A 26,945-nucleotide genomic window follows, 5' to 3' on the forward strand; every position below is an offset into this window, starting at 1 on the left:
CGTGGGCGTGGGGGGGTCAGGACGGGCGCAGGCCCTGATGGGCGATCTCCAGGGTCTCCACCGCCGCCTGGGAGTTGGCGGGGTCGAAGGACGGCCCCTGCCAGCGCACCGGGACGATCCCGGACACCTGCCAGCTGATGATCCGGGTGAGATCCGGTTTCAGGGCCACGATCTCGCCGTCCTTGGGCTCCACCCGCTTCAGCGTCTCGTCGAGCCAGCGGGCGATCTTCGCCGTGTCGGCGGTGACGGGCCGGGTGAGCGTGATGTTGGACCAGGTCACGCGGCCGGGCAGCTGCCAGGTGAAGCCGTTGTTGCCGCCCTCGGCGTAGGTCTCCATCTCGACCTCGGCGCCCATGCCGGAGCACGTGTGGAAGGCACCCAGGTCGTTGCCGCCGATCGCGAGCCGGAAATGCACGCTGGTCGCGAAGATGCTGTCGGTCATCGGTCCGTCACTCGCCCGTCAGTCGTTCGTCGTCCGGTCGGTCTTCGTCCATGGCGTGCCCTCAGCGGCGTCCGTCGTAGGGGCGGCCGGTGCGTTCGCGACCGCGTCGTAACTCGGCGCGCAGCAGCCGCGACACGGGGTCGATCAGACGGCGCGCCAGGTCGTCGAGCTCGGAGCCGGGGTCGTCCTGGGGGCGCTCGGGACGGCGGCGTGAGGCCGCCTTGCCCGAGGTGGAGGACGAGGAGGACGTGGGAGCGGGGGGCGCGGATGACGATCGCGGACGGCCGCGCGCCGGTATCTCCTTGCCCTGCACGCCCTTGAGCGGGTCGGCGGCGGAAGCGACGGCCTCGCGCTGCACCGGGTCGGCGGCGCCCGGCGCGACCGTCCTCGGCCGGACCGTGGGAAGGGGCCCCGGGAGCGATCCCGCCCGAGCCGGAGGGCCCGCCGGGCGGTCGGCGAGCGGCGGCGCCTGCGGGGCGGTCACCGGCAGGGACTTCGCCGGTACGGCGATGGCCGCGCCCGCGGTCACGGGGCGGGGCGGCGCGGGACGGACGACCGGGACGCGCTGGACCGGGGCCGGGACGCCGGACGTTCGCCTTCCTGCGTGCTCGGGCGGCGCGCCCCGCGTGCCCTGCGGTTCGAGGTGCGCGGTCGCGGACACGGCTCGCTGGAGCTGCGGTGTGCCGGGGGCAGGCGCATACGGGCCGGTCAGCGGACGTGCGGGTATCCCGGAGCGGCCGGGGGGAGCTGCCGGGGAGACGGCCGACGGGCCGCCCCGGTGTGCCGGTGTCCCGGGCGGCGGCGTGGTGTCGCCCTGCGCGGCGGCCGGTGCACCGGGCCAGCGCGCCGCCACGACGGGACGGCCGCCGGAGCGGGCGGCGGCGGGCGGCGGCGCCCCCGCCGGGGTCCCCCGGAAGCTCAGGGTGAGCGGGCGGGCCGCCAGCAGCGAGAGGCTGCGGGGAGCCGAGGGCGGTGCGGAGCCGGTCAGGGTGAGGGGGCGCGGGTCTGCCGAACCTGCGGACCGGATGGAGGCGGAGCCTGGCGCCACGGCCCTGGCCACGACGACCGGGCCGGGTGCGGCGGGGCGACGAGGGCGTTGCCCACCGGAGCGCGGGCCGCCCGCCCGGGGTCCGCCGGAGGCCGGCCCGTCAGCGCGGTGTCCGCCGGAGGCCGGCCGGTCAGCGCGCTGGACGTCCGGGCCGGGTCGCCTGCCCGCGCTCGCCCCGCCGGGCGCCTTTCCTGCCGCTGCCGCGCCTTCCGTAGCTGCGGAGTTCGCGGGTTCCGGGCGGCCGGGGGCGACGGCCGGGGAGGTCGTCACCAGCGGGGTGGCGGGCCCGTCTCCGTGGGGTACGGGAGTGGCCCCGGCGGTGGAGTGCTCCGCGAGGGCGCGCTGGACGTCGGCCGTCCCCAGCAGCGGGGCGTCCCCGCCCGGAGCGCGCTGGACGTCCGGGCGGGGTCCCGTGGAAGACGTGCGAGGAACAGGAGAAGTGGCGGGACCGGGCAACGCGGCGCTCGGCGGCAGCCCGGGCAGCGGCGCTCCCAGCCCACCGCGCACGCGGGCGCCCGAACCGTCCGGGGCCGGGGTCCGGCGCGGGGCATCGGCAGCGCCCGCGGATGCCGCTCCCCCGGTGGCGCTCGTGCCGCTGTCGTACGGCACCGGGGTGTCGCCCTGGCGCTGGACGACGGGCAGGGCCGGACCGGGCGCTGAACCGGCACCGGGTGCGCCAGGGGAACGGCCGAACGGCTCTGCGGTGGAAGGCAGTTCACTCAACGGGGCGCCGAGGGGAGCGCGCCCGCGCGAGGGCGTGACGGCACGCTGCACAGGGGCGTCCGGTGTGGCGGTGCTGGAGGAGTCCGTGCTCGTAACGTCCGGTGTGGCGGTGCCGGAGGAGTCCGTGCTCGTGGCGGCGCGCTGTACGGAGACGGAGGAGTCCGTGCGCGTAGCGGTGCGCTGCACGGGGGCGGAGGAGTCCGCCCTGGCACCGGGGATGGTGTTGGCGGCGTCTCGCGGGGGCGCCGGAGAGGGTGCGGGCCGCACCGCCGCGACGCGGCGCACCGGTCCCGACGGGCGGCGGGCGACGGTCAGGCGGGGCCCCGACGGGCTGGGCCGGACCGCCGCGTGGGACCCGTCGGCGCCGGACGTACGGGATGGTCCCGGGCGCGGCCCGGTCGCCTCCGCAGCGGCGTCCCGGGCGGCCGGGGCCGACGGCGTACGGCCTCCGGAAGTGCTCCGGGCCACGGACGCCCGCCCGGGGGTCGGATCGGAAAGGGGCCGGGCCGCGCCTGCGGGCGGAACGACCGCCACCCGTCGTACGAGCGGAGTCCTGGCGGCGACCGGCGGACGGCCGGTGCCGACGGGGGCCACGACCGGGCCCGTGCCCGGCTGGACGGCCCGCTGGACGGCGGCCGGTGAGGCGGCGAGGACGGCGGGGGATTCCGTAACCGTGAGCTCACGGGACCGGGGAGCCGCGTCGCCCGGACCCGCCTTCCCCGCACGGGGGCCGCCACCCGAGTCACCCCAAGGCCGTACGGCGGAGGAGCCCGGACGGGGTCCCGTCGATCCGGGCTTCCGATCCCCCGCAACCGGCCGTCGGGCGACCTCGGGTGCCCCGTCGGCCGTCACCGCGTCCGCACCATCCGTGGCGTCCGGCCGCACCGCCCTCAGCAGCAGCGGACCCCCGGCCGTGTGCGTGGCCCGGGGAGCCGCCGGGCGGGTGACGCCGTGCACCAGACCGGCCGGGGCGGCAGGCAGCAGCGCATGCCCGAGGCCGCTGCCGAACGTCGGGTTCTGCCAGGCGGCCAGGCCCGCACGGAAGGCGAGGCCGTCGCTGACGCCCAGCGGGGCGCGGGACACGGTGAGTTCCGGCGCGGCGGTGCGGCGCCAGCCCCCGTCCCAGTCGCCGGGCACGGAAGGCGCCGAAGGAGCCGGGGCGTCGGACGAGGACGGCCCCGGTGCGTCGGGCGCGGCGGCACCCGGCGTGCCGGGCGCCCCCTGGTCCGGATCCGCGGCAGACGGGTCCGCGGCCCGGCGGCGCAGCCTGTCGCGCCATCCCATGTGCTCAACCGCCTTCGTTCACGCGGGTGTTGATGCGGGCGATCTCGGCCACCCACTGCTGACGTTCGCCGTGGGTCAGGTCGAGGATCTCCTCGCGCTGCCAGTGGAAGTGATAGGCGATGTACGCGATCTCCTCCCGGAGCCGGGGAAGGGCGTACGTCACGATTCCCCCAGGCGCCCACCCGAGAGGTCGACCTCGAAGCCGCCCTCGCAGTGCGGGCAGGTCACCGCGGCACGGGTGTGGCCCTCGCTGTTGACCCGGCGGTAGAAGTCCTGGAGGAAGGCGACGTCGGTGGCGTACATCCGCTCCACCACCCCGGCGTGCACATCGGTGACGGTTCCGATCCGGGTGATCACCTGGCTCAGCAGCACCACGCTCAGGTACGCCGGGTTCTCCTTGACCCTGAGGTCGATCTGCGGACGCAGCTCGTCACGGGCGGTGGCCAGACGCATCGCGCCGTGCCGGTGCACCGTGCCCGCCTCGTCCACATAGCCGCGCGGCAGCTCGAACTCGAACTCGGTACGCAGGCCGTTCTCCTCCCGGGGCGGCGCCGGAGCGGCGGGGGCCGGGGGTGCCGCCGCCTGCTCCGGCGCCGGGGCGGGCGCGGTGGCCTGGAGGATCTCCTCCAGGTTGCCCGCGGTGACGGTACGGCGCCTCATTCGACGATGATCTCTTCGAACACGATCGTCACGGACTCGGTGGCCGCGGACGACTCGCCGGCCTTCAGGGAGGGCCCCTCCCACTTGGAGGCCCAGCCCTGCATCAGCTGGATACGGCGGACCGTGTTGCCCTCGGTGTCCTTGATCTCGATGGTGAGGTTCTGCCGCGCGGAGTTCACGGCACCGTTGTTGAGGGTCTCCTTGATCCAGTCGGTGAACTCACCGCTCTGGTCGAGTCCCCGGGTGATCGTGATCTCACCGGCCTGGCGGGCGCCGGGCTGCTTGCGGATGATCTGCTTGCCCTCCGCGCTGACCTGGCGTACCTCGACGACCTCCTCCTCGACGGTCAGCCCGCTGATCTCCTGGACCGACTCGACCAGGTAGCCGCCGAGCTGCACACCGAAGACATGGGTGGAAAGAGCATCGCCCGTTGCCATGACTGTCTGTCACCTTCCGTTGCTGAGCGGTTCGTTCGGCTGGACCCGAGTCATTCGTCGATGAGGCTGGTGCTGTCGGAGAACTGGGCCAGCCGGAACACCACGAACTCGGCGGGCTTGACCGGCGAGACACCGATCTCACAGATGACGCGGCCCTGGTCGATGGACTCCGGCGGGTTGTTGTCCCGGTCGCACTTGACGTAGAACGCCTCCTCGGCCGTGCGGCCGAACAGCGCGCCCCTGCGCCACTCCTCGGTGAGGAACGCGGTGACGTTGCGCCGGATGCTGGACCACAGCCGGTCGTCGTTCGGCTCGAAGACCACCCACTGGGTACCCAGGAGGATGGACTCCTCCAGGTAGTTGAAGAGGCGGCGCACATTCAGATAGCGCCAGGCCGGGTCGGAGGAGAGGGTGCGGGCGCCCCAGATGCGGATGCCGCGTCCGGGGAAGGCCCGTACGCAGTTGACGCCGATCGGGTTGAGCAGGTCCTGCTCGCCCTTGCTGAGCCGGAGTTCCAGGTCCACCGCACCGCGGATGACCTCGTTGGCCGGCGCCTTGTGCACACCGCGCTCGCCGTCGCTGCGCGCCCACACACCGGCGACGTGGCCGCTCGGCGGGACGGTGGTGTTGCGTCCGGTGGCCGGGTCGAAGACGCGGATCCAGGGGTAGTAGAGGGTGGCGTACCGGGAGTCGTAGCCGGCCTCGTCGTTGCGCCAGGCGCGCACCTGCTGGGCGCCGAGGCCGGGCGGGGCGTCGAGGACGGCGACGCGGTCGCCCATCTGCTCGCAGTGCGAGATCACCGCGAGCTGCACGGTGCGTACGCCCTCGGCGTCGATGTCGCCGCGCTGATGGGCGCTCATCAGGTCCGGCACGGCGACCATGGTGATCTCGTCGATGGTCTCCAGGCCGCCGAACCCGGTGCGGGCGGCGGCGTCTCCGACGTACTCCGCCGGGTCGATGCGGGCGACCTCACCCGAGCCGCCCGTCGCGGGCGCGGCCGGGGCGTCGGGCACGGCCAGGGTCTGGGCGGTGGGCCTGGCCTGGGCGGCGCCCTGCTCCTCGGTGACCTGGATCAGCTTGGAGGCGCGGGCCTGGGTGACCAGGTATCCCTTGACGTTCTTGCGGGTGGAGGCCTCGTAGGTCTCCACGACCTGACCGCCCTGGCGGACCAGGACCTTGAAGCGGTCCTCCGGCGGGTTCTCGCCCTCCGCGTCGGCGACCTCGACCGACACACCGGTGACGCCCTGCTTCGCGGCGACGAGGAATCCGCCGAGTGCCACCGGCTCCGCCGCCTTGGGCGCGCGCCGGCCGCCGTCGGCCGCCGGGGCGGAGGCGTCCTCGGCCTGGCCGCCGATCCGCACGATGTACGCGGCGCCGCCGCCGTTGGCGAAGTAGCCGTGGACCGAGAGGGGCAGGTAGGCGCCCTCGGTGAAGCCGCCGAACGTCTGGGTGTACTGGTCCCAGCTGGTGACCAGCGTCGGTGCGTGGAACGGGCCGCTCGCGGCGAACCCGACGAACGCGGCGACGGCGGTGCCTACCCCTTCGATGGGCCGGGCACCGGACTGCACCTCCTCCACGTACACGCCCGGGGTGAGGTACGTCGGCATACTCGCTCCTTCGCGTCCTTCGGGTTCGTTCACCTGTGTCCAGGTCGAGTCTCCGTGGGGGTCCGCGGAGGCGGCAGGGACGCGGGGGCATGATCAGGGGCAGGACCGCTGCCTTTCCGGGCGCCCGGCGTGCACCGCCGGACGCCGCCCGCCCCTGGACAACGGGTCGCAGGCCGGGGCGGGTGGGGCGGGTGGGGCGCACGCGGCGGGGTGCTCAGCGTCGGGCGCCACCCCGGCCGTGGATTTCCTGGTCCTTCGCGTACCCCTGCTGCGCCCAGCCTGCGATCTTCCGCAGTTCGGTCTTCAGCTCGTCCCAGGTCTTGAAGTAGTTGCCGATCGCCCGGATCTCCATCGGGATCACCGTGGAGCCCTCGACCGCGTGCGGCCTGATCTCCTTCATTCCACCGAACACCTGTTGCTGGGACACGCTCGGTTTGCCCGCCAGGGCGGAGTTCGCGTAGTCCAGCAGGCTCACCTCGTCGAGGCCCGCCATCTGCCGGGTGGCCGTGTCACGGAACTCCAGCTTCTCGCCCTCCTTCTCCGTGGTCTCCTGATAGCCGGACAGCACGTCGAGGATCTGTTCCCGGTTCTTCTTCAGATAGTTCTGTGCCCCGCTGTCGAGCAGGCGGTACGCGTCGGCGAGGGGTGAGCGGGAGAGGAAGATGGTCAGGTTCTTGGGCTGTCCCTGGTCACTGTCCGTCGCGAGGTAGTCGGCCACGGCGGCGACTTGGGTGAAGAAGAGCTGGAGGAAGCCGTCGAGGGAGTCCGTGTCGACCCGGCTCCGCTTCTTGCCCGCGGTCGCGTCCTCGAACTCCTCCAGGATCCCCTGCGCGAACGGCTTGGCCTGGTTCAGCCGGAACAGGGCGCGGGGCAGTGCCCGTTGACCGACGCTCGCCGGGTCGTTCCGGTAGTTGTCGAACACCTGGGGGATGCCCGCCAGCGGCACGCCGACGGTGTACTGGACGTAGAGCCCCTTACCCCGGCCCGGCTGCCCGTCCTGGTCGGTGTAGCCCTCGCTGCTGAGCGTCACACCTTCGGCGGCGGGCTGCAGCGTCAGACGCATCGTGGCGTCCGCCAGTGGTGTCCCCTCGGCAGCCGCGTAGAAGTCGTCGCGGACCTTCCTCATCTCGTCGACGATCCGGTCGAGTGCGTCCGGGCCGTCCGCCGCTTTCGTGCCGACCACCTGGACGGCGCCGGAGACGAACTCGACGTTGGAGTACGCGCCGCCCTCGTCCAGCTTCCTGGAGTCCGAGACGACCGTGAAATCCTCCGTGAGACTCGTCGCGAGGTCGGTGTCGCCGGGGAGTTTCCCTCCGCCCTCGCCCTTCACCCGCTTCGCCATCTCGGTCTCGAAGCCCTCCATGCGCTGCACCGGGCCCTCCATACGCTGCACCGGTGAGGAGGCGGTGCGCGGGGCGGCGGCGCCCGGGCCCTGGACCGCGCTGGCGCCGCCCGACCTCATGCGCGTGGCATTCGATTCCGCCTCACGTTCTTCGTGGTCGTGCGGGTGGGTCATGTTGAACCCGCCGCCCGTCGGGTGCCCGGCCGAGGCCCTTTGCTGGTTGCGGACCGCGTGGGTGAGTTCATGGTCCAGCGTGTGGGAATCGCCGCCGTGCTTACCGATGACGATGTCCTGGTTCACCGTGAACGCACGCGCCTGGACGGCCGCGGCGGCCTGCTCCGCGGCGGCACCGGTGTGCACCCGCACGCCGGAGAGGTCGGCCTGGAACTGCTCCCCCTTGCGGGCCAGCGTCGCCCGGTCCAGGGGTCGGCCCGACGTACGCAGACCGGCCTCGACATCGGAGCGCTGGACGCCCCCCTCGTGGCCGCACCCCTCATGGTGCTGGTGAACTTCTTCCTCACGGTCACGGCGCATCCTCCTCAGCACCGCCTCATTGCCGATACCGGCCTGCAACCCCATCAACCCGCTCGGGAGGGCGGGGCGAACCGCCCTGTCCCTGTCACCCGGAGCGGCGGAACGGGACTTCCTGTCATGCGCGTGCATCCAGCGGCCTCCCAGACCGAGAAACGAACATTCCTCACGTGGAGCCCGCGAGCCGGCGTCCGGCGCCCACACCCCTCGGGGACCACACACCACGAGCACCCTCCACACCCTGTTTGCCCGCTGCGTCGCCCGGACGCCGTGGATCAGCGCGGGCAGGCACCTCAGGCGTCGAACGCCTCCGCCGTGTACGGCCCGAACTCCCCCTCCAGCACCAGCCGCCCCAGCTTGCGGTACTCCTGCGCGACCGCCGTCATCAATTGCCGCATGGTGAGCGGAGTGCCGGCCTCCGCCGCGAGGTAGGCGGCGGTGACCGCGCAGGCGCGGATGGAGCCGCCGGCGAGTTCGAAGCGGTCGGCGCAGAAGGTGAGGTCCAGGTCGTCGGCGCGGGGCAGCCGGACGCCCAGGCAGCGTTCCCACAGGGCAAGGCGCTGGCCGGGGTCGGGCACCGGGAAGTCGGCCACCACGTCGAGCCGCCGGGTGAACGCCTCGTCGAGGTTGGCCCGCAGATTGGTGGTCAGGACCGCGATCCCGTCGAACGACTCCATGCGCTGGAGCAGATACGCCGACTCGATGTTGGCGTGCCGGTCGTGCGCGTCCTTCACCGCCGAGCGCTTGCCGAAGATCGCGTCGGCCTCGTCGAAGAGCAGCACCGCGTTGACCGCGGACGCCTCGGTGAAGATCCGCTCCAGGTTCTTCTCGGTCTCCCCGATGTACTTGTCCACGACCGTGGACAGGTCCACCACATACAGGTCCATGCCCAGATCGGTGGCGACGACCTCCGCGGACATGGTCTTGCCGGTGCCCGACTCGCCGGCGAAGAGCGCGACCACACCGCGCCCCCGGCCGCCGCCGGGCCGCATCCCCCACTGCCCGAGCACCTGCTCACGATGGCGGGCCCGCAGCGCCAGTTCGCGCAGCCGCCGGTGCGTGGACGGCGGCAGCACCAGGTCGTCCCAGCCGACGTCCGGCTCCACCCGGCGGGCGAGCCGGTCGAGCCCCGCGCCGTTCTGGGCTCGTACGGCGCTGCGCAGGTCGTCGGGGCCGACCGGGCGGCCCGCGAGGGCGGCCGTGCGTACCGCCACGTCGGCGGCGCGGCGCACCTGCCCGGAGTCCAGGCGGTGCGCGGCGACCGCCTCGGCGAGCTTGTCGGCGTCACCGGTCCCGAAGCCTCCACCGGAGTCGGCGGCGCCTGAAGTGTCGGCAGCGGCCCGTTCGAGAGCGTGCCGCCAGCGCGCGGTCTGCCGTTCGGGCGAAGGTGCCGCGACGGCCAGCTCGACGGGCGTGTCGGCCGCCCACTCCGGTGCCCAGCCGACCGTGCCGTGCGTGATCAGGGGAATCCCCCGCAGCGCCGTGCACAACGCCCCGAGTGTGCGGGCGCGTTCGGTGGGTTCGCCGGGGAGCGCCTCCAAGGGGCCGAGGACGACTCCGGCACCGGTGAGTCGGGCTTCGAGGGCGGCGACCCGGGCGAGTTCCGGTACGTCGCCCGCGCGCCGGGTGAGCGCCACCGCGTCCAGGACGAGCGGGCGCAGCCCGGCCGCGCGCAGGGCCGCGGTGGCCAGCTCCGCCGCGTCGCCTCCCCGGGTGCGCAGATGGACGAGCCCGACGCCGGTGCCTGCCGCGGCCGCCGTCCGCAGGACGTCCGCTTCCTCCGCGGTGGGGTCCTCCCGCGCGACGCCGAGCACTCCGGCGAGCCGGGCATCGGGACGGTCGCTGCCCAGCAGGTGTCCGGTCACCCGGTCGGGCACGGCCAGTACGCGTGACAGCGGCGGCCGTTCGGGCTCCGTGATCTCCACCAGGCCGCCCGCGACGAGCGGCGCGCCGGGAGCGATCCGGAAGCGGGCGGACGCCGCCCCGGGCAGCCCGCACAGTTCCAGTGCGAGCCCGACCGTGGGCCGGCGGCGGGTGAGGTCGTCGTTGAGGAAGCCGTAGAGCCGCTCGAACCGTGCGTCGAGGTCCGGTGCCAGCGCCACCAGCAGCAGGTCCAGGTCCAGCGGGGACAGGCCGAAGTGCCGGGCGAGTCCGCCGAGTACGGAACCGGCGGCGGGCTGCCACGGCTCGTGGCCGGGTGTGCCGAGTCCGCCCGGCTCGTCCAGGATGCGGTCGACCGCGTCGGGAGTGAGGTACTGGCCGCGGTACGGGTCGTCGGGGTCGGGGTCGGTGGCGCGCCGTGCGGCGACGGCGTGCCGCACCCGTTCCTCGACCAGCCGGAGCCGGTCCCAGAGGGGTTCCACGTCGGCGGACACGGGTCCGGCGACGGCGCCGGGTCCGACGGTGTGCGTCACGGCTGGCGGTCCCCTCTGCGGCGGCGACGGGCGGGTGCGGGGCCCCGTTCGCGCGGGCCCGCGAGCCCGCCGTCCGGGCCCGGGTCGGTGGTCTCCGTGTAGCGCAGGCGGCGGCCCGGCGTCGCCTGCGCGCCCTCTCTCCTGGTGGCGGTGCGCACGAGGAGGCCTTCGGTGACCGGCGGCGCCGCCTCGGTGGTCACACCGGCGAGCGGTGCCCGCGCCCGGACCTGGAGGGACGCCTTCAGCTCGCCTCCGAGCGCCGACCACACGTCGGCGGCGGCCGGGGCGTCGAGTCCGACGCCGCCCGTGTCCAGTCCCACCGTCAGACCGAGGTCGGCGAGCGTGCCGGTGAGCAGACGGGCGGGCAGGGTGTCGGCGCCGGTCAGGGTCGCCAGCACCTGCGAGAGCAGCCGGTGTTCGTCCTGCGGGCGGCTTGCCCACGCCGTGACCAGGTACGTCAGCTCGAACCAGCGCGGCGGGGTGCGCCGTGCCACCAGGTGCCCTTCGGCGTCGTAGACCTCCCCGGCGCCGCTGCCGCGCCGGGTGGCGTCCTCCCGGACGTCGTAGAGGAAGACGCAGACGGTGGGGGCGTTGCGGCGCGCCGCCCAGTCCCGGGTGGGGGCGTCGAAGGCCACCTCGACGCCCGACGCCTCCAGGCCGGACTCACCGAGCAGGCGGCGCAGGGCCTCGTCGACCTCGTGGATCACCGGCGGCTCACCTCGCCGGGCGGCTGGAAGGTGCCGCTGACCACCAGGAAGTCGGTCGTCACCGGCGAGAACCCGCGTCCCTTGGCGGTGATGACGCGCGGTCCCGTCTGGTCCTTGGCGAGGATGAGCAGCTGGCCGATGAAAGTGCCGTCCGGCAGTGGAACGGTCGGCGCCGCCGCCGCGGTGATCCCCGGCTTCCAGCTGAACCGCACCGGCGCTCCCGGCGGGAAGTCCTTGCCCCGTACGGAGGTGACGAAGCCGGGCTTGCCGATGTCGGGCACCGCGACGATGCGCGGCTGGAGGATGCGCAGCCGCTGCTGTGCGGTGTTGTCGCTCCTGTCGGCGTCGGTGCCGGTCGTGGTGAGCTCACCCGTTACACGGCCGGTCAGCGCCTTGTCCGGGCTGAGCACCACGCGTACGACGGTGCTCGCGCCCGGTTCCAGGTCCGGCAGCGCGCACACCCAGGAGCTGTCGCAGCCCTGCGGCCGCCCGTTGTCCGGGATGCCCCGGGGCAGGCCGATGCGCAGCCGCAGCCCGGTCGCGAGCGCGTTACGGCCGTTGCGGACGGTGTAGGTCACCACGACGCGTCCGCCGACGTAGCCCGGGTTCGGCTGGGCGGTGACCCGCACGCCGGGCCCGGCGTCGGGCGCGGGCGGCTCCGCGGGCACGGTGGGGGGCGGGGCCGGCGGGTCCGGGCTCGGCTGCGGTGGTGTCGGGGTGGGGGTCGGTTCCGCCTCGCCCACCGGGACCACGGTCCGGCCGGCGTTGTCGCTGGGCTCGGGATCGATGACCGTACCGGCGACCGACCAGTCGACGGGCTGGTCACCTGTGGTGAGTCCGGTGAGGGTGACGTCCACCGTGACGGTGGTGCCGGGCCTCACCACGCCGACGTCGCACCGGAGGGCGGCGGCGTCGCAGGTGCCGCCGGGGTGGGTCACCCCGGTGATCTGTACGCCGGGCGGCGGGGCGATGGTCAGGGTGGTGCCCGGGGAGGCGGCGGGGCCGTTGTTCACCAGGCCGATCCGGACCGTGGTGTCCTCGCCGGCCGTGACCTCGGGGGTGGTGGCGGGCGCGTCGACGGCGAGGTTCACGGACTGCTGGACGCTCGGCTCCTTCTGCCGGCCCGGGAGCGCGCCGGTGAGCGAGGTGAGGCCGCCGGACTCGACGTCCAGCAGGCCGAGCTTCTCAGGGCTGTTGACCGCCGCCTCGGCCCGCGAGCTGATCACCAGGCTCTCGCCGTCGGCCGTCCACGCGGCGTCGCGCGGCTGGAACGGGCCGGTGGCCGGGGGGTCCGGCAACTGCCGGCCGCAGGCCCCGGGCAGGTCGAGGACGGCGGCGGGCGTCAGCACCCGGCAGTCGTCGCCCGTGAGGGAGGTGAGCAGGATGCCGCCGCCCTGGTCGACCTGGCCGCCGCCGCTCTTGCGGTTGAAGGCGAGGGTGGTGCCGTCCGGCGAGAACGCCGGGCTGTCGTCGATGACCTCGCAGGCGCCGGGGCAGTTCGTGGCGCTCAGGTCGCGCTGCTCGTCCGGACGGTCGACGGGCGCGGTCCAGATGTGCTTGTTGCCGCCGTTGCCGTCGATCACCGTGTTACGGGTGAAGGCGAGGGTGGTGCCGTCGGAGGACCAGGTCGGCTGGGCGTCACCGCCCGTCTGCTGCCCGGCCGGCGGGATGATCCGTCCGGTGATCGCACCGGTGGCCGCGTCCGCGACGAGGATCCGGCTGGGACCTCCGACGCCGGGGGACGTCCGGGTGAAGGCGAGGTACTTGCCGTCCGGGGAGAACGTCGGGTCGGTGTCCCGGTCCGTCTCACCGCGGCCCGCGAGCCGCATGGGCCGGGCGTTCGTTCCGTCGGCGTCCGCCGTCCAGATCCGCTCGATCCGGCCCTGGGCGCCGTCCTCGAAGCGGGTGAGCACGATCCGGCGGCCGTCGGGTGTGTAGTTCTGCCGCTCGGTCCAGGGGTCGTACCCGGCTCCGGGCTCGAACAGCGGGTCCTTGGCGGGATCGGTGTTGGTGTCGGCGGCCGGGTCCTCGTCGAGAATCGGCAGCCCCAGGTCGCGGGGGTCGGACCCGTCCGTCCGGACGTCCTGGAGCGTCACCACGTGCGCGCCGGAGTGCGTCTCGTCGGGGGCCGGCGCCGAGGTGCGCTCGACCACCGCGCCGCCGCCTTCGAGCGAACCGGACCAGGTGACCGAGGAGACCTCCCGGTCCTCGTTCAGCACGAGCGGGGGGACCTGGACGTCGTCGTGGACGGTCGCCCTGAACACATGGTCCCAGTCGCCTTCGCACTCGCACGTGATCTCGGGGCTCAGGAACAGCACCTGGTCCCCGTCGGGCAGCCACGCTGCCCCGTGGGCACGCCACTGTGCCCGGTCACCCCCGAGCAGCGGCCCGTCACCGGTTCCGTTCGCGTTCGTCACCCGCAACCGGGGCACGCTCCGCCCGTCGGCGGCGGTCGTGGCGGTGTACGCGATCCAGTCACGGTTCTCGTCGTCGTCCACCGGGTTCCACGCCGGCTCGGTCGCCGTCCCGTTCGCGGGGGAGGTGACGCGGGTGGCGGTGCCGCCGTTCAGGGACCGTACGTAGATCTGCTCACCGGCCGCCGGGTCGCTGTCGCTCGCGTACGCCAGCCGCTGCCCGTCGGGCGAGACGCTCGGGCTCTCCTCGTCGGCGGGGGTGTCGGTCAGCCGGGTCAGACCGGTGCCGTCGGTGCGCACCCGCCACAGGTCGCGCTGCGTCCCGCTCCCCGGCCCGCCGGACTCGGCCGCGTCGAACACGACGGAGGCGCCGTCGGGGGTCAGCCGGGGGTGCGCGGCGTCCATGCCGGCGGTCAGCCGCCGTACGGAGCCGTCGGCGGACCGGAGGTAGATCTGCGGGGTCGCCTCGTCGCGCAGGCTCGCGAAGACCATCCGGTCGCCGAGGGCGGACGGCTGGACGTCCTGGTGGGCCGGGCCCTCGCCGAACAGCGGGGTGCTGGAGGTCGTGGTGGCCACGGTGCCGAGGCTGCGGTGCCGGGTGCCGGCGAAGGCGATCCGGGTGTCCGTGGTGTCCTCGGCCACGGCCCGCGGCGCGGACCCGGCGCCGCTGTTCCCGGAAGCCGCCGCCGCCCCGAGCAGCGGGGTCAGCAGCAGCAACGACATGCCGAGTCTCCCGAGGCGGTAGCGTCCGCCTCGGCCAGCGGTTCCCATGGAGATCCCCCTCGCGGTCCGGTGCGGCACGTGGATGTGCCCCCGCCACCCTGCGGCGGCCGTGGACGGGACGGCAGGGCGGTGGGGCCGTACCCGGGGGAAACGTGGGGTGTGCTTTCGGGCAGCATCGGCGCACCGGCCGTCGTCAGATGAGGCCGTTCCGCAGCGCGAAGCCCACCGCGTGGGCCCGGTTGCGCAGTTGGAGGCGGTTGATGATCTCGTGGAGGACGTTCTTGACGGTCCGCTCGGAGTACGCGGTCTTACGGGCTATCTCGGCGGTGTCCAGTCCTTCCGACACCAGCCGCAGCATGTCCGCCTCCCGTGTGGTCAGGGTCGACAGGGACAGGCCCTGCGGATCCAGCGCCGAGCGCTGGAGGCTGCCGACGTGGGAGAGCAGCTTGCCGAGCAGGTCGCCGGGGAGCACCCCCTCGCCGTTGGCCGTCGCGAGGACCAGGTGGACGAGCCGGTTCTGGTCGGCCTCGGAGCGCCGCAGCACCGCGGGGACGCCGCACTCGATGACGCGTTGCAGGGCGCCGGAGCCGAGGGTGCCGACCACGAGGCCGACTCGGGTGGCGGAGTTGAGCCGGAGCCGGTGCAGCAGGGCGATCACGTCGTCCTCGACGTGGTCCACGACCACCAGCGACACCTGGGCGTCCTCCGCGTCGGCCTCGGCCAGCAGGTCGACCTCGGGGCGCTGGCGTAACTGCTGGACGACGCCGACGCGCAGGATGGGATCGGCGGCGTAGACCGCCACGGTCACCCGCTCCGGCCCTGCGGCGGGTGGGACCCGGTGCCCGGAACCGGCGGCGGCAGGCGTGTGTGTGGGGGAGGCAGGCATGGCCGGGGTGTTCTCCTCTGCGCAGGACATGAGGGTTACCTGTTCATATGTTCGTAGGGGAGGATCGCAAGGGCGCGACGGCCACCGGAAGGCGGCGCGCGGGGTCCGGGAGGTGGCATCAGCCACCCACGGACACGGGCGGGCCGGCGGTGGCTCCGCGGGCACCACGACTGCCCGGGTGTTGCCCTCGCACCCCTCGGCGCTCCCCTGAGGGCGTCCCTACCGTGGCGGTGTGACGCCTTCTCCAGCCTCTTCCGGTCCCGGTGCGCCCGGACTCGACATCCCGGCCGTGACCGTGACCCCGGGCGGCACCGCCACGACCGGTCTGACCGTCCGCAACGACAGCGACATCGTCGAGGCGTACAGCCTCGAGGTCGTCGGGGACTGTGCTTCCTGGACGACCGTGGAACCCGCGCGGGTCTCCCTCTACCCCGGCACCTCCGAGACGGTGACGATCCGTCTGGATCCGCCACGCTCCCCGGACATCCGGGCCGGCGAGATGCCCCTCGCGATACGGGTCCTGCCGACCGAGCATCCCGAGGCGGTACGGGTTCCCGAGACCACCGTGCACGTCGAGGAGTTCCACGAGCTGCGCACCGAGGTGCGGCCGCGCCGTCGCCGCGGCTGGCTGCGCGGCCGGTACCGGCTGGCGGTGCGCAACGAGGGCAACACCCCGGTGCAGGCGGGCTTCACTCCCGGCCAGGCGGGCGAGGAGTTGGCGTTCGCCTTCAGTCCGGCCGGGCCGAAACTCGAACCCGGCGAGTCGGCCGAGGTCGGGCTGCGGGTCCGGACGGGCAAGCCCGTCTGGTTCGGGGCCCCGGTGGTGTGGCCGTTCACACTGACCACCGCCGAGACCGGTGACCAGGACGAGGCCCGGACGGACGACAGCACCGTACAGCCGGTGCTGGACGCGGAGTTCGTCCAGATCCCCATCTTCCCGAAGTGGCTGATCGCGGTGCTCGCGGCGCTGCTCGCGCTGCTGATCGCCTGGTTCGCGCTGGTCCGCCCGGCGGTGCGCAGCGCCGCCAAGGAGGCGGCCGACGAGGTGGTCCAGCTGCGCCCCACACCCCCCGGGGAGCAGGGCGGCGAGGGGGAGACACCTGGCAGCGGTCCCGGCGGGGCGAGCCCTTCGCCCACCGGCCCGGGCTCGGGTCAGGGGCAGGGGCCCGGGGAGGGCGGTGACGGCACCGCGGGCACGGGTGGTCAGCAGAGTTCGGCGACCATCGACCTGAAGACCTCGAGCGGGCAGACGAAGACCGGTACGTACAAGGTGCCCGAGAAGAGCGTCTTCGGTGTGACGGACATCGTTGTCGCCAACTTCCAGGGCGACGAGGGCGTGATGACGATCAGCTTCGGTGACCGCAAGATCACCACGATCGCTCTGGAGACCTTCCGCAACCAGGACTATCACTGGGTCACCCCCATCAAGATCCCTGCGAACGACACCGTGACCATCGACGTGACCTGTTCCGAGCCGGGCACTCCGGCCACCGGCCGCAAGGCCCAGGGATGCCACGAGGTTCTGAACGTGAGCGGTGAGCTGATCCGCACCGAGCAATGAAACGGACGTGAAGCCTCCGATCATTTTCGATCGGTGCCGACCACCCTGTAAAGAACGGTCGGTCAATGCGTCCAGAAATCACCAACTCCGGTCCGGAAACCGGCATCCGGGCACATACGCCACACGGAAACCGCCGTTTCGGGCGCCCTGACCGGGCATCCGGTGGCGGCCCCCGCCGCGCTCAGCCGGTGGCCAGCTCGTAGGCGTAGTCCGGGGTGAACGAGCCGGCCGATCCCTTGCAGCCGTCGGACTCCCCCGGCAGCTTCACCCAGAGGTACGCGTCGATGCCGGTCAGGCCGGTGTCCGTCGTCGGGGCCCTGCCGAGCGCCCGGCCCGCCGGGTCGCACCACTCCCCCTCCTGCGGTGCCCCGTTGCCGTTGCGGCTGGTGTCGATGACGGCGCCCAGGCCGGGCGGCCCGCCGAGCGCCGCGAGCACCCGCCGGGCGTACGCGGTCTCGTCGGCGGTGCTGTGGAAGTTGGACACGTTGGTGAAGATGCCGTCGCCGCTGGTCGCGGCGCCCGCCTCGCGGAGCGCCGCGGCCTGCTTGGCGGCGCTGTGCCAGCCGGAGTGTCCGCCGTCGAAGTAGACCTTGGCCCGTGGGTTCGCGGCGTGCAGGGTACGGCCGGCGCGGGCCAGGGACGCGAAGCGTGCGTCCCGCTGTGCGGCGGAGAGGCAGTCCGACAGGGCGATCGCGTCCGGTTCCAGGATGACGATGACCGGCCCGCTGCCGAGCCCCGCGGCGAAGTCGGCGATCCACCCGTCGTACGCGTCCAGGCTCGGCGCCCCTCCCTCGGAGGCCCCGCCGCAGTCCCGGTCGGGGATCGCGTACGGCACGAGGACGGGCGTACGGCCGGCGGCCGCCGCGGCGGACGTCACGCCCCGGACCTGGCCGGTGACGGCGCCCGGGTTGTGGGCGGGGAACCACACGGCGGCGGGCTGCGCCGCGATCCTGGACTCGATCAGCGGGCGGCGCGGATCGTCCCGGTGGGCGCCGACCCAGTCCAGGACCTGGGACTGCGGGTGGCGGTAGAGCCCGGCGGACGCGGCGGGGGCCGAGGACCGCTTCGGCGCCGGGGACGGGGCCGGGCTCCTGCGCGGCGTCCTGCTGGGGCTCGGGGACGGCGCGGCCGTCGCGGAGGCCGAGGGCGACGCGGTGGGGGTGGGCACGGCGGGCAGCGGTTCCAGGACCGGGGACGCGGTCGTGTCCGGGAGCGCGGTCGTGCGCCCGCCGTCATGCGCTCCGGCGGCTATCACCCCCGTCGCCGCACCGGCCGCCACCACGGCCGACGCCAGCGCGGCCATGGTGTGACGGCGTGCGGCGCGCCTGCGCCGTCTCGCCGCGGTCCTGCCTCCCGCTCGTACGCCCGGCACGCCTCGTCCCCTCCCCCGGCGCCCGGTGTTCGTCCGTTCCGATGAAGTCTCCGGCCGGTCGGCGCCGTGGCGAGCCTATGGCTGGGACGCTGCCCGCATGGACCGGATCGAGCAGTTCGCAACTCCGGCCGGCCTGGCCGGCACGGTGACCGATGTCGGCGCGGTGATCGAGCGGATGCGCGCGTTCCGCTCCGGCTGGCCGCCCGGGGACGGCGTGGCGGTGTTCAACCAGGTCTATCTGACGGTCACGGAGGCCGTCGCCCGGCACCTCACGGACGGCGTGTTCCGGGACCACGAGGCCGTGTCCGCGCTGGACGTGCGGTTCGCCGAGCTCTATCTGACGGCGGTCGACACGGCTGCGTCGGGCGGCACCCCGCCCGCGTGCTGGCGCCCGCTCTTCCAGTACCGGCGCCATCCGGGCGTACGTCCGCTGCAGTTCGCCCTGGCCGGTGTCAACGCGCACATCGGGCACGACCTCGCACTGGCCGTGGTGGACACCTGCCGTACGCTCGGCTGCGCTCCGGCCGACCTCAAGGAGGAGTTCGACCGGGTGGGTGATCTCCTCGTGATGCTGGAGGAGCAGATCCGCGAAGATCTGATGCCCGGTCCCGATCTGCTGGAGGTCGCCGATCCCCTCGTCCACCTCGCGGGTTCCTGGAGCCTGGAGCGGGCCCGTGAGGCGTCGTGGACGGCTGCCCGGATGCTGTGGCAGCTGCGTCGAGTGCCGCCCCTGGCCGAGGAGTTCAGGGTGCGGATGGATGCCGGGGCGGGGCTGGTGGGGCGCTTCCTGCTCACTCCGTGCCGCCGCTGAGAAGTCGCTGAGAAGACTCTGAGAAAACGCCCCTCCCTCAGCCCTCCGGGAGCTCGACCGGCGCGATCTCGTCGAACACGTCGCCCGGGCCGGGGTTCGCCGGGTCGGTGGCGCCGCCGAACTGCGCCATCACTCCCCATACGGCGTTCAGCGCGGTCTGCACGGCTCCCTCGGCCCAGCCCGCCGTCCACGAGATGTCGTCGCCCGCGAGGAACAGGCCGCGCTTGTCGGCGGGCAGCCGGTCCTGCATGAAGTGGGTGAACAGGCGGCGCTGGTAGCGGTAGTGGCCCGGCAGGTTGGCCTTGAACGCGCCCATGAAGTACGGCTCGTTCTCCCAGGAGACGGTGACCGGGTTGCCGATGATGTGCTTGCGGATGTCGACGCCCGGATAGATCTCGCCGAGCGACTTGAGCATGACGTCCATGCGCTCGTTCGGGGAGAGCGGCAGCCACTTCAGGCTGTCGTCGCACCAGGTGTAGGAGAGACAGATGACGGCCGGCTTGTCGGGCCCGTCGTCCAGGAGGTACGTCCCCCGGGTCATCCGGTCCGTGAGCGTCATGGACATCGTGTCCCGGCCGGTGAGCTCGTCCTTGTCGAGCCAGAACGGCCGGTCGACGGGCACGAACAGCTTGGAGGACTCCATGTAGTGGGTGCGCTCCATCGCCGTCCAGTGGTCGATGGGGAAGAGCGCGTCGTCGCAGGCGATCTTGGAGAGCAGCAGCCAGGACTGTCCGGTGAAGACCGCCGCCCGGTAGGTGCGGATGTCGCCCGCGGCGTCGGTGACGGTGATCCGGTTGCCCGCGGTGCGGTGGAGCCGGGTCACGGCGGGGCGGGGCTGCCCGTCGTGCAGCGAGGACAACGAGGTGCCCGACGGCCAGTGCACGGTCTTCTGCGGCTCGCGGTCCCACAGGCGCAGCGGAAGCTGCTGGCTGCCGCCGACGATGCCCCGGTGGTGGTCGTCGGCCTCGGTGTAGACGACGCGGAGGATCTCCAGGATCGAGTTGGGGAAGTCGGTGTCCCAGCCGCCGGTGCCGAAGCCGACCTGCCCGAAGATCTCGCGGTGCCGGAAGGAGGCGAAGGCCTCGGAGCCGCAGAGGAAGCCGTAGAACGTCTGGTCGTCGAGCTTCTGGACGAGCTTCGCCCAGATCTCCCGGATGCGGGGGACGTCGCGCTCGCGCATCGCGCGGTTCATGTCCGAGAAGTCGGCGCCCTCCTCCAGGCACGCGTTCCAGGCGTCCATCACCTCGCGGTAGACCGGGGGCAGGTCGTCGATGGTGCGCGCGTAGTGGGACGCGCCCTTGAGGTCGACCACGGTCGAGGGGGTCGCCGGGGAGAGGGGGTTGGGGAACGGCTTGGTCTCCAGACCCACCAGGTCGATGTAGTGCTGGAGCGCCGTCGAGGAGGGCGGGAAGCGCATGGCGCCCATCTCGGCGGTCAGCGAGGGGTCGCAGCCATCGAAGCCGACGGTGCGCAGCCGCCCGCCGATCCGGTCCGCCTCGTAGACGACGGGCTTCAGGCCCATCTTCATCAGTTCGTACGCGGTGATGATGCCGGAGAGCCCGCCGCCGATGACCGCGACCTCGGTGCCGTGTTCGGTGGCCGGTATCTGCCCGATGCCCGCCGGGTGGGCCAGGAAGTCGTCGTAGGCGTACGGGAAGTCCGGGCCGAACATGGTGATCGGCGGCTGCGCGTCGGTGTGCTGGACGGCGTTGGGCACCGTGGACGTCATGGGGTACGGACTCCTTGCGGGGGAACGCGGGGGAAGCGTGGATCGGGGGGTGCTCAGACCAGGGAGCCGTACAGGCCCGGGAGGCGGTCCCGGAGATACGGGTTGACGGCGCGTGACGTGGCGAGCAGGGCGGGGTCGACCTCACCGACGAGCAGTTCCTCGCCGCGGCCGGCCCGGGCCCGGACCGTGCCGTCGGGGCCGGCCAGGCAGCTCAGCCCGGTGAAGTCGAACTCGCCTTCCACGCCCGCCCTGTTGACGTACGCGATGTAGAGCTGGCTCTCGAAGGCGCGGACCGGCACGACGGCTTCGGCGACGAACGGGAAGGGGTGCATCAGCGCGGTCGGGACGAGCAGCAGCTCGGTGCCGGCCAGGGCGTGCGCGCGTACGTTCTCCGGGAACTCGACGTCGTAGCAGATCAGCAGCCCGACCCGTACGCCGTCCAGCTCGGCCTGGACCACCGGCCGGACGCCGGGGGTGAACCACTTCTCCTCGAAGCTGCCGAAGAGGTGGGTCTTGCGGTAGTTGGCGAGCGGCGTCCCGTCGGGGCCGATGAGCTGCGCCGCGTTGAAGACCGCCTCGCCGGCCCGCTCCGGGTAGCCGTAGTGCACGGCCAGACCGTGGCGTACGCAGATGTCGGCGACCGCCCGCGCGGCGGGCCCGTCCGCGGGCTCGGCCAGCTCCGGGACGGCGTCCCCGATGGCGTAGCCGGTGAGGAACAGCTCGGGGCAGACCAGCAGCCGGGCGCCCGCGGCGGCGGCCCGGGCGGCGGCCGCGTCGAGCGCGGCGAGGTTGTCGTCCACGGAACCGGCTCGTCCGGAGCTCTGGAGCAGGGCGGTACGCAACGGCGGCATGGCTGACCTCGGGCGGGACGGGCGGGGTGGGGAGACGTATCGAAGGTACGGGGCGGGGATCACGGCCGACAAGGCGCGATTGTTGCGCGTACACCGTCGATCCGTTGCGCGCGAAGCCGCCGGGGCGGCGATTCGTTGCGCGGGACGTCTTCGCAGGTCGGAGCAGTGATTTCGGTCTCGTCCCGGGACCGCCTGAGGCCGCCGGGCAGTCATGTCCCGGTGACCGCCGGAAACCCCCGGGCGGCCTCGTATCGGGACCGCCTGAGGCCGCCGTGCCTGGAGCGGGCCCGCCCGGGCGCCGTCAGGCCGGCGGGCCGGAGGAGGAGTAGCGCCGCAGCAGCGGGGAGAGCACGAGGACGGACTTGGTGCGCTCGACGTAGGGCTCGCCGGCGATCCGCTCCAGCACCTGCTCGAAGTGCCGCATGTCGGCGGCGAAGACCTGCACGACCGCGTCGGCCTCGCCCGTCACCGTGGACGCGGAGGCGACCTCGGGGTAGGCGGAGAGGCCGCGCTTGATCGCCTCGGGGGCGGTGTTGCGGCTGCAGTAGATCTCGATGAACCCCTCGGTCTGCCAGCCGAGCGCCGCCGGGTCGACCCGCACGGTGAAGCCCGTGATGGCGCCCTCGGCGCGCAGCCGGTCCACCCTGCGTTTCACCGCGGGGGCGGAGAGGCCGATGAGGGCGCCGATGTCCGCGTAGGAGCGGCGGGCGTCTTCGGCGAGGGCGTGGACGATGCGTTCGTCGAGGTCGTTCAGGCGCACGTCGGGTGGATCACTTCTCTGCGGCGGAAGGGTTCGGGGGCGGCCGGGCCAAGACCCTGGGGCCGCCCCCGAAGTAGAACACGCGCGCCCCGTCCGGAGCGCGCGTGCCGCCGGGAAGCGCCGGTCAGAAGGGGAACTCGGAGCGGCCGTGCTGGACCGAGATCCACTTCTGCGTGGTGAACGCCTCCAGCATCGACTCGCCGTTCAGCCGCCCGAGGCCCGAGTTCTTCTCGCCGCCGAAGGGGACGAGGGGCTCGTCGTGGACCGTGCCGTCGTTGATGTGGATCATTCCGGTGCGGATCCGCTGCCCCACCCGTACGCCGCGCTCGATGTTCCCGGTGTGGACCGCGCCGCTCAGCCCGTACGGGGTGTCGTTGGCGATCCGTACGGCCTCGTCCTCACCGTCGAAGGGGACGAGCAGGGCGACCGGCCCGAATATCTCCTGCTGGAGGACGGGGGAATCGGCGGCGAGGCCGGTCAGCACGGACGGGCTCACCACATTGCCGTCGGCCCGGCCGTGCAGCAGCGCCGTGGCGCCCGCCTCCACGGTCTCGTCGACGAGCTTGGACACCGCGTCGGCCTGCGAGGAGCTGATCAGGGGGCCGATGTGGGTGGCGGGGTCGGCCGGGTCGCCGACGCGGAGGGAGGCGACCTTGGCGACGAACTTCTCGGTGAACTCCTGCTCCACCGCGCGGTCCACCAGGATGCGGTTGGCCGCCATGCAGACCTGGCCCTGGTGGACGTAACGGCTGAAGACGGCCGCGTCGACGGCGTAGTCCACATCGGCGTCGTCCAGGACGATCAGCGCGCTGTTCCCGCCCAGTTCGAGCACCGCGCGCTTGAGGTTGGCCGCGCAGACCGTCGCCACGTGGCGGCCGATCCGGTCCGAGCCGGTGAAGGAGATGACCTGCGGGACGGGGTGCTCCAGCAGGGCGTCCCCGATCTCCGCGATGTCGGTGACCACGACGTTCAGCAGGCCGGCGGGCAGCCCCGCCTCCTCGAACACCTTGGCGATCAGGGTGCCGCCGCAGACCGGGGTGTTCTGGTGCGGCTTGAGGACCACGGCGTTGCCGAGGGCCAGCGCGGGCGCGACCGACTTGAGCGACAGCAGGAAGGGGAAGTTGAAGGGGCTGATGACCCCCACGACGCCGACGGGCAGCCGGTAGACGCGGTTCTCCTTGCCCTCGGTCGGCGAGGGCAGGATCTGCCCGGTGGACCGCAGCGTGAGCTGGACCGCCTCGCGCAGGAACTCCTTGGCCAGGTGCAGCTCGAAGCCCGCCTTCAGCCGGGTGCCGCCGAGCTCCGCGACGATCGCCTCACCGATCTCCGCCTCGCGCTCCTCCACGACCCGCAGCGTCTTCTCCAGCACCGCACGCCGGGCGTACGGGTTCGTGTCCGCCCAGCCCGGCTGGGCCCGCTCGGCGGCGCGGTAGGCCTGGTCGACCTCGTCGGCCGTCGCGACGGTGACCGAGGCGAGCTTCTCCCCGCTGTACGGGTTGAAGTCGATGATGTCCCAGGACCCCTTCCCCGGCCTCCACTCACCGTCGATGTACTGCTGGGCCAGGTCGGTGAAGAAGGAAGACATGAAATCCCTTACCGCAGAGGGGCGGGCAGCTGATTGCGGCTCATATTACTTATCCTTCAATCAGGTTGAAGGGGAGTCCGGAAGTGGTCGACCCCGAAACGGACCGCCCGTCCATGGCCTCGGGCGCACATGCGAAAGGTGCCTCTCCCCGCACGAACGGCGGGAAGAGGCACCCGTGTCACAGGCCCGCCCGGGGCCCCTGGGATCAGCTCCAGCTGGCGTGGAGCGGCTTGCCCTCCGCGTAACCGGCGGCGCTCTGCACGCCGACGATCGCCTTCTCCGCGAACTCCTCCAGCGAGGACGCGCCCGCGTAGGTGCAGGAGGAGCGGACACCGGCGATGATCGAGTCGATCAGGTCCTCCACACCGGGGCGGGTGGGGTCGAGGAACATCCGCGAGGTGGAGATGCCCTCCTCGAACAGCGCCTTGCGGGCACGGTCGTAGGCGGACTCCTCCGAGGTGCGGTTCTTGACCGCGCGCGCCGAGGCCATCCCGAACGACTCCTTGTAGTACCGCCCGTCGGCGGACTGCTGGAGGTCGCCCGGCGACTCGTACGTACCGGCGAACCAGGAACCGATCATGACGTTGGACGCGCCGGCGGCGAGCGCCATCGCGACGTCGCGCGGGTGCCGGACACCACCGTCGGCCCAGACGTGCTTGCCGTGCTTCTTCGCCTCGGCGGCGCACTCCAGCACGGCGGAGAACTGCGGCCGGCCGACGCCGGTCATCATGCGGGTGGTGCACATCGCGCCGGGGCCCACGCCGACCTTGATGATGTCGGCGCCCGCCTCGATCAGGTCGCGCACGCCCTCGGCCGCCACGACGTTGCCCGCGACGATCGGCACGCCCGGGTCGAGCGCCCGGACGGCGGCGACCGCGCTGATCATGGATTCCTGGTGGCCGTGGGCGGTGTCCACGACGAGGGTGTCGACGCCGGCGTCGAGGAGCTGCTTGGCCTTGCCCGCCACGTCACCGTTGATGCCGACGGCGGCCGCGATCCGCAGCTTGCCGTCCGCGTCCGTCGCGGGGGTGTAGAGCGTCGCGCGCAGCGCGGCCTTGCGGGTGAGGATGCCGACGAGCCGGCCGTCCGCGTCGACCGCGGGGGCGAGCTTGCGGTTGGCGCCGTCGAGGGTGTTGAACGCCTCGCGCGGGTCGATCTCCGCGTCGAGGACGACCAGGTCCTTGGACATGACCTCGGACAGCTGGGTGAAGCGGTCCACCCCGGTGAGGTCGTGGTCGGTGACGACACCGACCGGCCGGTGCTCGGCGTCGACGACGACGCCGGCCCCGTGGGCCCGCTTGTGCAGGAGGGAGAGCGCGTCCGCGACGGTCTGCCCGGGGGCCAGCACGATCGGCGTGTCGAGCACCAGATGACGCTTCTTGACCCAGCCGATGACCTCGGTGACGACCTCGATCGGGATGTCCTGCGGGATCACGACCAGACCGCCCCGGCGGGCGATGGTCTCGGCCATCCGGCGGCCCGCGATGGCGGTCATGTTGGCGACGACGAGCGGGATGGTGGTGCCGCTGCCGTCCGGCGAGGAGAGATCCACGGCCTGGCGGGATCCGACCGCCGAACGGCCGGGGACCATGAAGACGTCGTCGTACGTGAGGTCGTAGGGGACCGAGGGGGAGGCCGTGTAGCGCCCCGTGCCGGGCTCAAGAAAACGCATAACACCCATTTTTTCATACGAAACGGTGCAGGTCGTTTCCACGAAGACACAGCAATGGACCCCCGCGTTCGTCAGTTCCTCCAAGGGAACCGCCCGGGGGCCGGGCAAGTGGAAACCTGCCTTACCCATGGACCCTACCCGAACGGGATTCGCTCCTTCGTGATCACTATCCCTGGACCGGGTGACGAAGGGTCAGGTAGCTTCAAATTCGCAGGTCCCCGCGGTAGGCGCGATGCCGCCCACCAGCCCGGAACACCTGTCACGCGTTTGGCCGGAGAGGATGGGGATCCGCCTGTGGAGAGCGAACTGCCCGACATCTACTGCCCGTTCCCCCAGCGGAGCAATCCGCACGTGGGTCACACCCGTGAGCACCTCGACACCTGGACGCGGCGCACCGGTCTGGTGCACCGGGAATCGGCCAGGGCACGCTTCGAGCAGGCCGACTTCGGCGCGTTCGTGGGCATGGTCTATCCGACGGCCGGCAGCGAGGATCTCGACCTGGTCGCCGACTGGTTCGTCTGGCTCTTCCTCGTCGACGACCAGCTGGACGACGGGCACCTGGGCCGCAGCCCCGACCGCGTACGCGACGTGGTGGAGCGGATGCGCGCCGTGGTCGAGGGCACGGCTCCCGGCCCGCGCCCGGGCGAGGACGCCCCCGCGGCGCTGATCGCCCTGACCGATCTGTGGGAACGTACAGTTCCGCGGGCCGCCCCGCACTGGCGCACCCGCTTCACCTGGCACCTCATGACCTACCTGACGACGGCCACCACCTGGGAGGCGGGGAACCGCGCCGACGGGGTCGTGCCGTCGGAGGCGACGTACATCGCCAAGCGGCGGCACACCGGGGCGATCCATGTGTGCATGGACCTGATAGAGATCGTGGCCGGTATCGCCGCGCCCGAGTCGCTCCACAACGACGCCGACTTCATCACGGCGCTGGAGGCGTCCTGCAACGTCGTGTGCTGGGCGAACGACGTCTATTCGTACGAGAAGGAGCAGGTGCTGGGCGAGATCCACAATCTCGTCCATCTGGTCCGGCACCACCGCGGCTACGGGAAGCACCAGGCTCTCGAACATGTGTGCGTGGAGATAGCGAGGGAGACGGAGCGGTTCCTCACGGCGGAGGCCGAGCTGCTCGCCCTGTACCCGGAGCTGGCGGGCCTGCTCGTGCCCTACCTCGACGGGATGCGCAGCTGGATGCGCGGCAATCTGGACTGGTCGCGGCAGACCCCCCGCTACAACCCCGCGGAGGTCAGCCAGTACGCGGAGCCCGGGGCGTATCTGGAGGAGTCCGTCCTCGGCGTGAGCCCGGACCACGCACGGCTGGGCTCGGGCGGCGGCGACTGACTCCGGGGGTGCGGGTGAGGCCGGCGCCCGGCCTCACCC

At 72.9% G+C, this 26,945-nt stretch carries 20 protein-coding genes; 3 read left to right on the forward strand and 17 right to left on the reverse strand.

The genetic code is table 11. The annotated features are described in order from the left end of the window. Nucleotides 1-16 precede the first annotated feature (16 nt). From JKV81_RS10825 to JKV81_RS10875, 11 genes are all read right to left on the reverse strand, one after another. Nucleotides 17-442 carry a phage tail protein gene (locus JKV81_RS10825; protein WP_099176904.1) on the reverse strand — a complete coding sequence of 142 codons (426 nt, stop codon included), beginning with the start codon at nucleotides 440-442 and terminating at the stop codon, nucleotides 17-19. A gap of 61 nt (nucleotides 443-503) precedes the next feature. Further along, the gene (locus JKV81_RS10830) at nucleotides 504-3,497 is read right to left on the reverse strand and encodes a hypothetical protein (RefSeq protein WP_202075553.1); all 2,994 of its coding nucleotides are present in this window, start codon (nucleotides 3,495-3,497) and stop codon (nucleotides 504-506) included. A 4-nt stretch (nucleotides 3,498-3,501) separates the two neighbouring features. Beyond that, nucleotides 3,502-3,660 (reverse strand): DUF6760 family protein, encoded by a 159-nt coding sequence (locus JKV81_RS10835; RefSeq protein WP_164992666.1) that lies wholly within the window; start codon nucleotides 3,658-3,660, stop codon nucleotides 3,502-3,504. Further along, nucleotides 3,657-4,157 carry a zinc-ribbon domain-containing protein gene (locus JKV81_RS10840; protein WP_129261300.1) on the reverse strand — a complete coding sequence of 167 codons (501 nt, stop codon included), beginning with the start codon at nucleotides 4,155-4,157 and terminating at the stop codon, nucleotides 3,657-3,659. Before JKV81_RS10840 ends, JKV81_RS10835 begins: the two co-directional genes overlap by 4 nt. Beyond that, nucleotides 4,154-4,594 carry a phage tail protein gene (locus tag JKV81_RS10845; RefSeq protein ID WP_099176901.1) on the reverse strand — a complete coding sequence of 147 codons (441 nt, stop codon included), beginning with the start codon at nucleotides 4,592-4,594 and terminating at the stop codon, nucleotides 4,154-4,156. The genes JKV81_RS10840 and JKV81_RS10845 overlap by 4 nt, the downstream gene beginning before the upstream one ends. A gap of 50 nt (nucleotides 4,595-4,644) precedes the next feature. Continuing rightward, entirely contained in the window at nucleotides 4,645-6,201 is a 1,557-nt protein-coding gene (locus tag JKV81_RS10850) for a phage tail sheath family protein (RefSeq protein WP_202075554.1), read from the reverse strand. 214 nt (nucleotides 6,202-6,415) lie between these two features. Next, nucleotides 6,416-8,077, reverse strand: a complete 1,662-nt coding sequence (locus tag JKV81_RS10855) for an eCIS core domain-containing protein (RefSeq protein WP_164992667.1) — start codon at nucleotides 8,075-8,077, stop codon at nucleotides 6,416-6,418. Nucleotides 8,078-8,367: 290 nt separating this feature from the next. Next, a complete protein-coding gene (locus tag JKV81_RS10860) occupies nucleotides 8,368-10,488 on the reverse strand; it encodes an AAA family ATPase (protein WP_202075555.1) in 2,121 nt (706 codons plus the stop codon). Beyond that, nucleotides 10,485-11,195 (reverse strand): Pvc16 family protein, encoded by a 711-nt coding sequence (locus tag JKV81_RS10865; RefSeq protein ID WP_129261309.1) that lies wholly within the window; start codon nucleotides 11,193-11,195, stop codon nucleotides 10,485-10,487. The genes JKV81_RS10860 and JKV81_RS10865 overlap by 4 nt, the downstream gene beginning before the upstream one ends. Continuing rightward, nucleotides 11,192-14,332 carry a hypothetical protein gene (locus JKV81_RS10870; RefSeq protein WP_236056238.1) on the reverse strand — a complete coding sequence of 1,047 codons (3,141 nt, stop codon included), beginning with the start codon at nucleotides 14,330-14,332 and terminating at the stop codon, nucleotides 11,192-11,194. Before JKV81_RS10870 ends, JKV81_RS10865 begins: the two co-directional genes overlap by 4 nt. Nucleotides 14,333-14,525: 193 nt before the next feature. Continuing rightward, complete coding sequence (locus JKV81_RS10875; protein ID WP_236056242.1) at nucleotides 14,526-15,248, reverse strand: helix-turn-helix transcriptional regulator; 723 nt, start codon at nucleotides 15,246-15,248, stop codon at nucleotides 14,526-14,528. 202 nt (nucleotides 15,249-15,450) lie between these two features. Here JKV81_RS10875 and JKV81_RS10880 point away from each other — a divergent pair, with 202 nt between their 5' ends. Then, a complete protein-coding gene (locus tag JKV81_RS10880) occupies nucleotides 15,451-16,779 on the forward strand; it encodes a COG1470 family protein (RefSeq protein WP_307820517.1) in 1,329 nt (442 codons plus the stop codon). Between the two features lie 181 nt (nucleotides 16,780-16,960). Here the strand turns inward: JKV81_RS10880 and JKV81_RS10885 are convergent, their stop codons facing one another. Further along, a complete protein-coding gene (locus JKV81_RS10885; protein WP_241748415.1) occupies nucleotides 16,961-18,151 on the reverse strand; it encodes a glycoside hydrolase family 6 protein in 1,191 nt (396 codons plus the stop codon). A gap of 97 nt (nucleotides 18,152-18,248) precedes the next feature. On the opposite strand from JKV81_RS10885, the gene JKV81_RS10890 reads away from it, so the two are divergent. Beyond that, nucleotides 18,249-18,962 carry a DUF5995 family protein gene (locus JKV81_RS10890; protein WP_202075563.1) on the forward strand — a complete coding sequence of 238 codons (714 nt, stop codon included), beginning with the start codon at nucleotides 18,249-18,251 and terminating at the stop codon, nucleotides 18,960-18,962. A 37-nt stretch (nucleotides 18,963-18,999) separates the two neighbouring features. Here the strand turns inward: JKV81_RS10890 and JKV81_RS10895 are convergent, their stop codons facing one another. The 5 genes from JKV81_RS10895 to JKV81_RS10915 all read right to left on the reverse strand — a co-directional run bounded on the left by JKV81_RS10895 (nucleotide 19,000) and on the right by JKV81_RS10915 (nucleotide 25,559). Beyond that, nucleotides 19,000-20,691, reverse strand: coding sequence for a flavin monoamine oxidase family protein (locus JKV81_RS10895; RefSeq protein ID WP_129261315.1), 1,692 nt, complete (start codon nucleotides 20,689-20,691; stop codon nucleotides 19,000-19,002). 53 nt (nucleotides 20,692-20,744) lie between these two features. Next, complete coding sequence (locus JKV81_RS10900) at nucleotides 20,745-21,542, reverse strand: carbon-nitrogen hydrolase family protein (RefSeq protein ID WP_129261317.1); 798 nt, start codon at nucleotides 21,540-21,542, stop codon at nucleotides 20,745-20,747. A gap of 301 nt (nucleotides 21,543-21,843) precedes the next feature. After that, a complete protein-coding gene (locus JKV81_RS10905) occupies nucleotides 21,844-22,302 on the reverse strand; it encodes an Lrp/AsnC family transcriptional regulator (RefSeq protein WP_099176893.1) in 459 nt (152 codons plus the stop codon). Between the two features lie 124 nt (nucleotides 22,303-22,426). Next, nucleotides 22,427-23,887: an aldehyde dehydrogenase family protein gene (locus JKV81_RS10910; RefSeq protein WP_202075564.1), complete on the reverse strand. Its 1,461-nt coding sequence runs from the start codon at nucleotides 23,885-23,887 to the stop codon at nucleotides 22,427-22,429. A gap of 205 nt (nucleotides 23,888-24,092) precedes the next feature. After that, nucleotides 24,093-25,559, reverse strand: a complete 1,467-nt coding sequence (locus tag JKV81_RS10915) for a GuaB1 family IMP dehydrogenase-related protein (RefSeq protein WP_124279764.1) — start codon at nucleotides 25,557-25,559, stop codon at nucleotides 24,093-24,095. Between the two features lie 294 nt (nucleotides 25,560-25,853). Here JKV81_RS10915 and JKV81_RS10920 point away from each other — a divergent pair, with 294 nt between their 5' ends. Next, on the forward strand, nucleotides 25,854-26,906 hold the full coding sequence (locus JKV81_RS10920) for a terpene synthase family protein (RefSeq protein ID WP_202075569.1): 1,053 nt from the start codon (nucleotides 25,854-25,856) through the stop codon (nucleotides 26,904-26,906). The last annotated feature ends 39 nt before the right edge of the window (nucleotides 26,907-26,945 follow it).

The sequence above is a fragment of the Streptomyces silvae genome (assembly GCF_016745505.1).
Taxonomy (GTDB): domain Bacteria; phylum Actinomycetota; class Actinomycetes; order Streptomycetales; family Streptomycetaceae; genus Streptomyces; species Streptomyces silvae.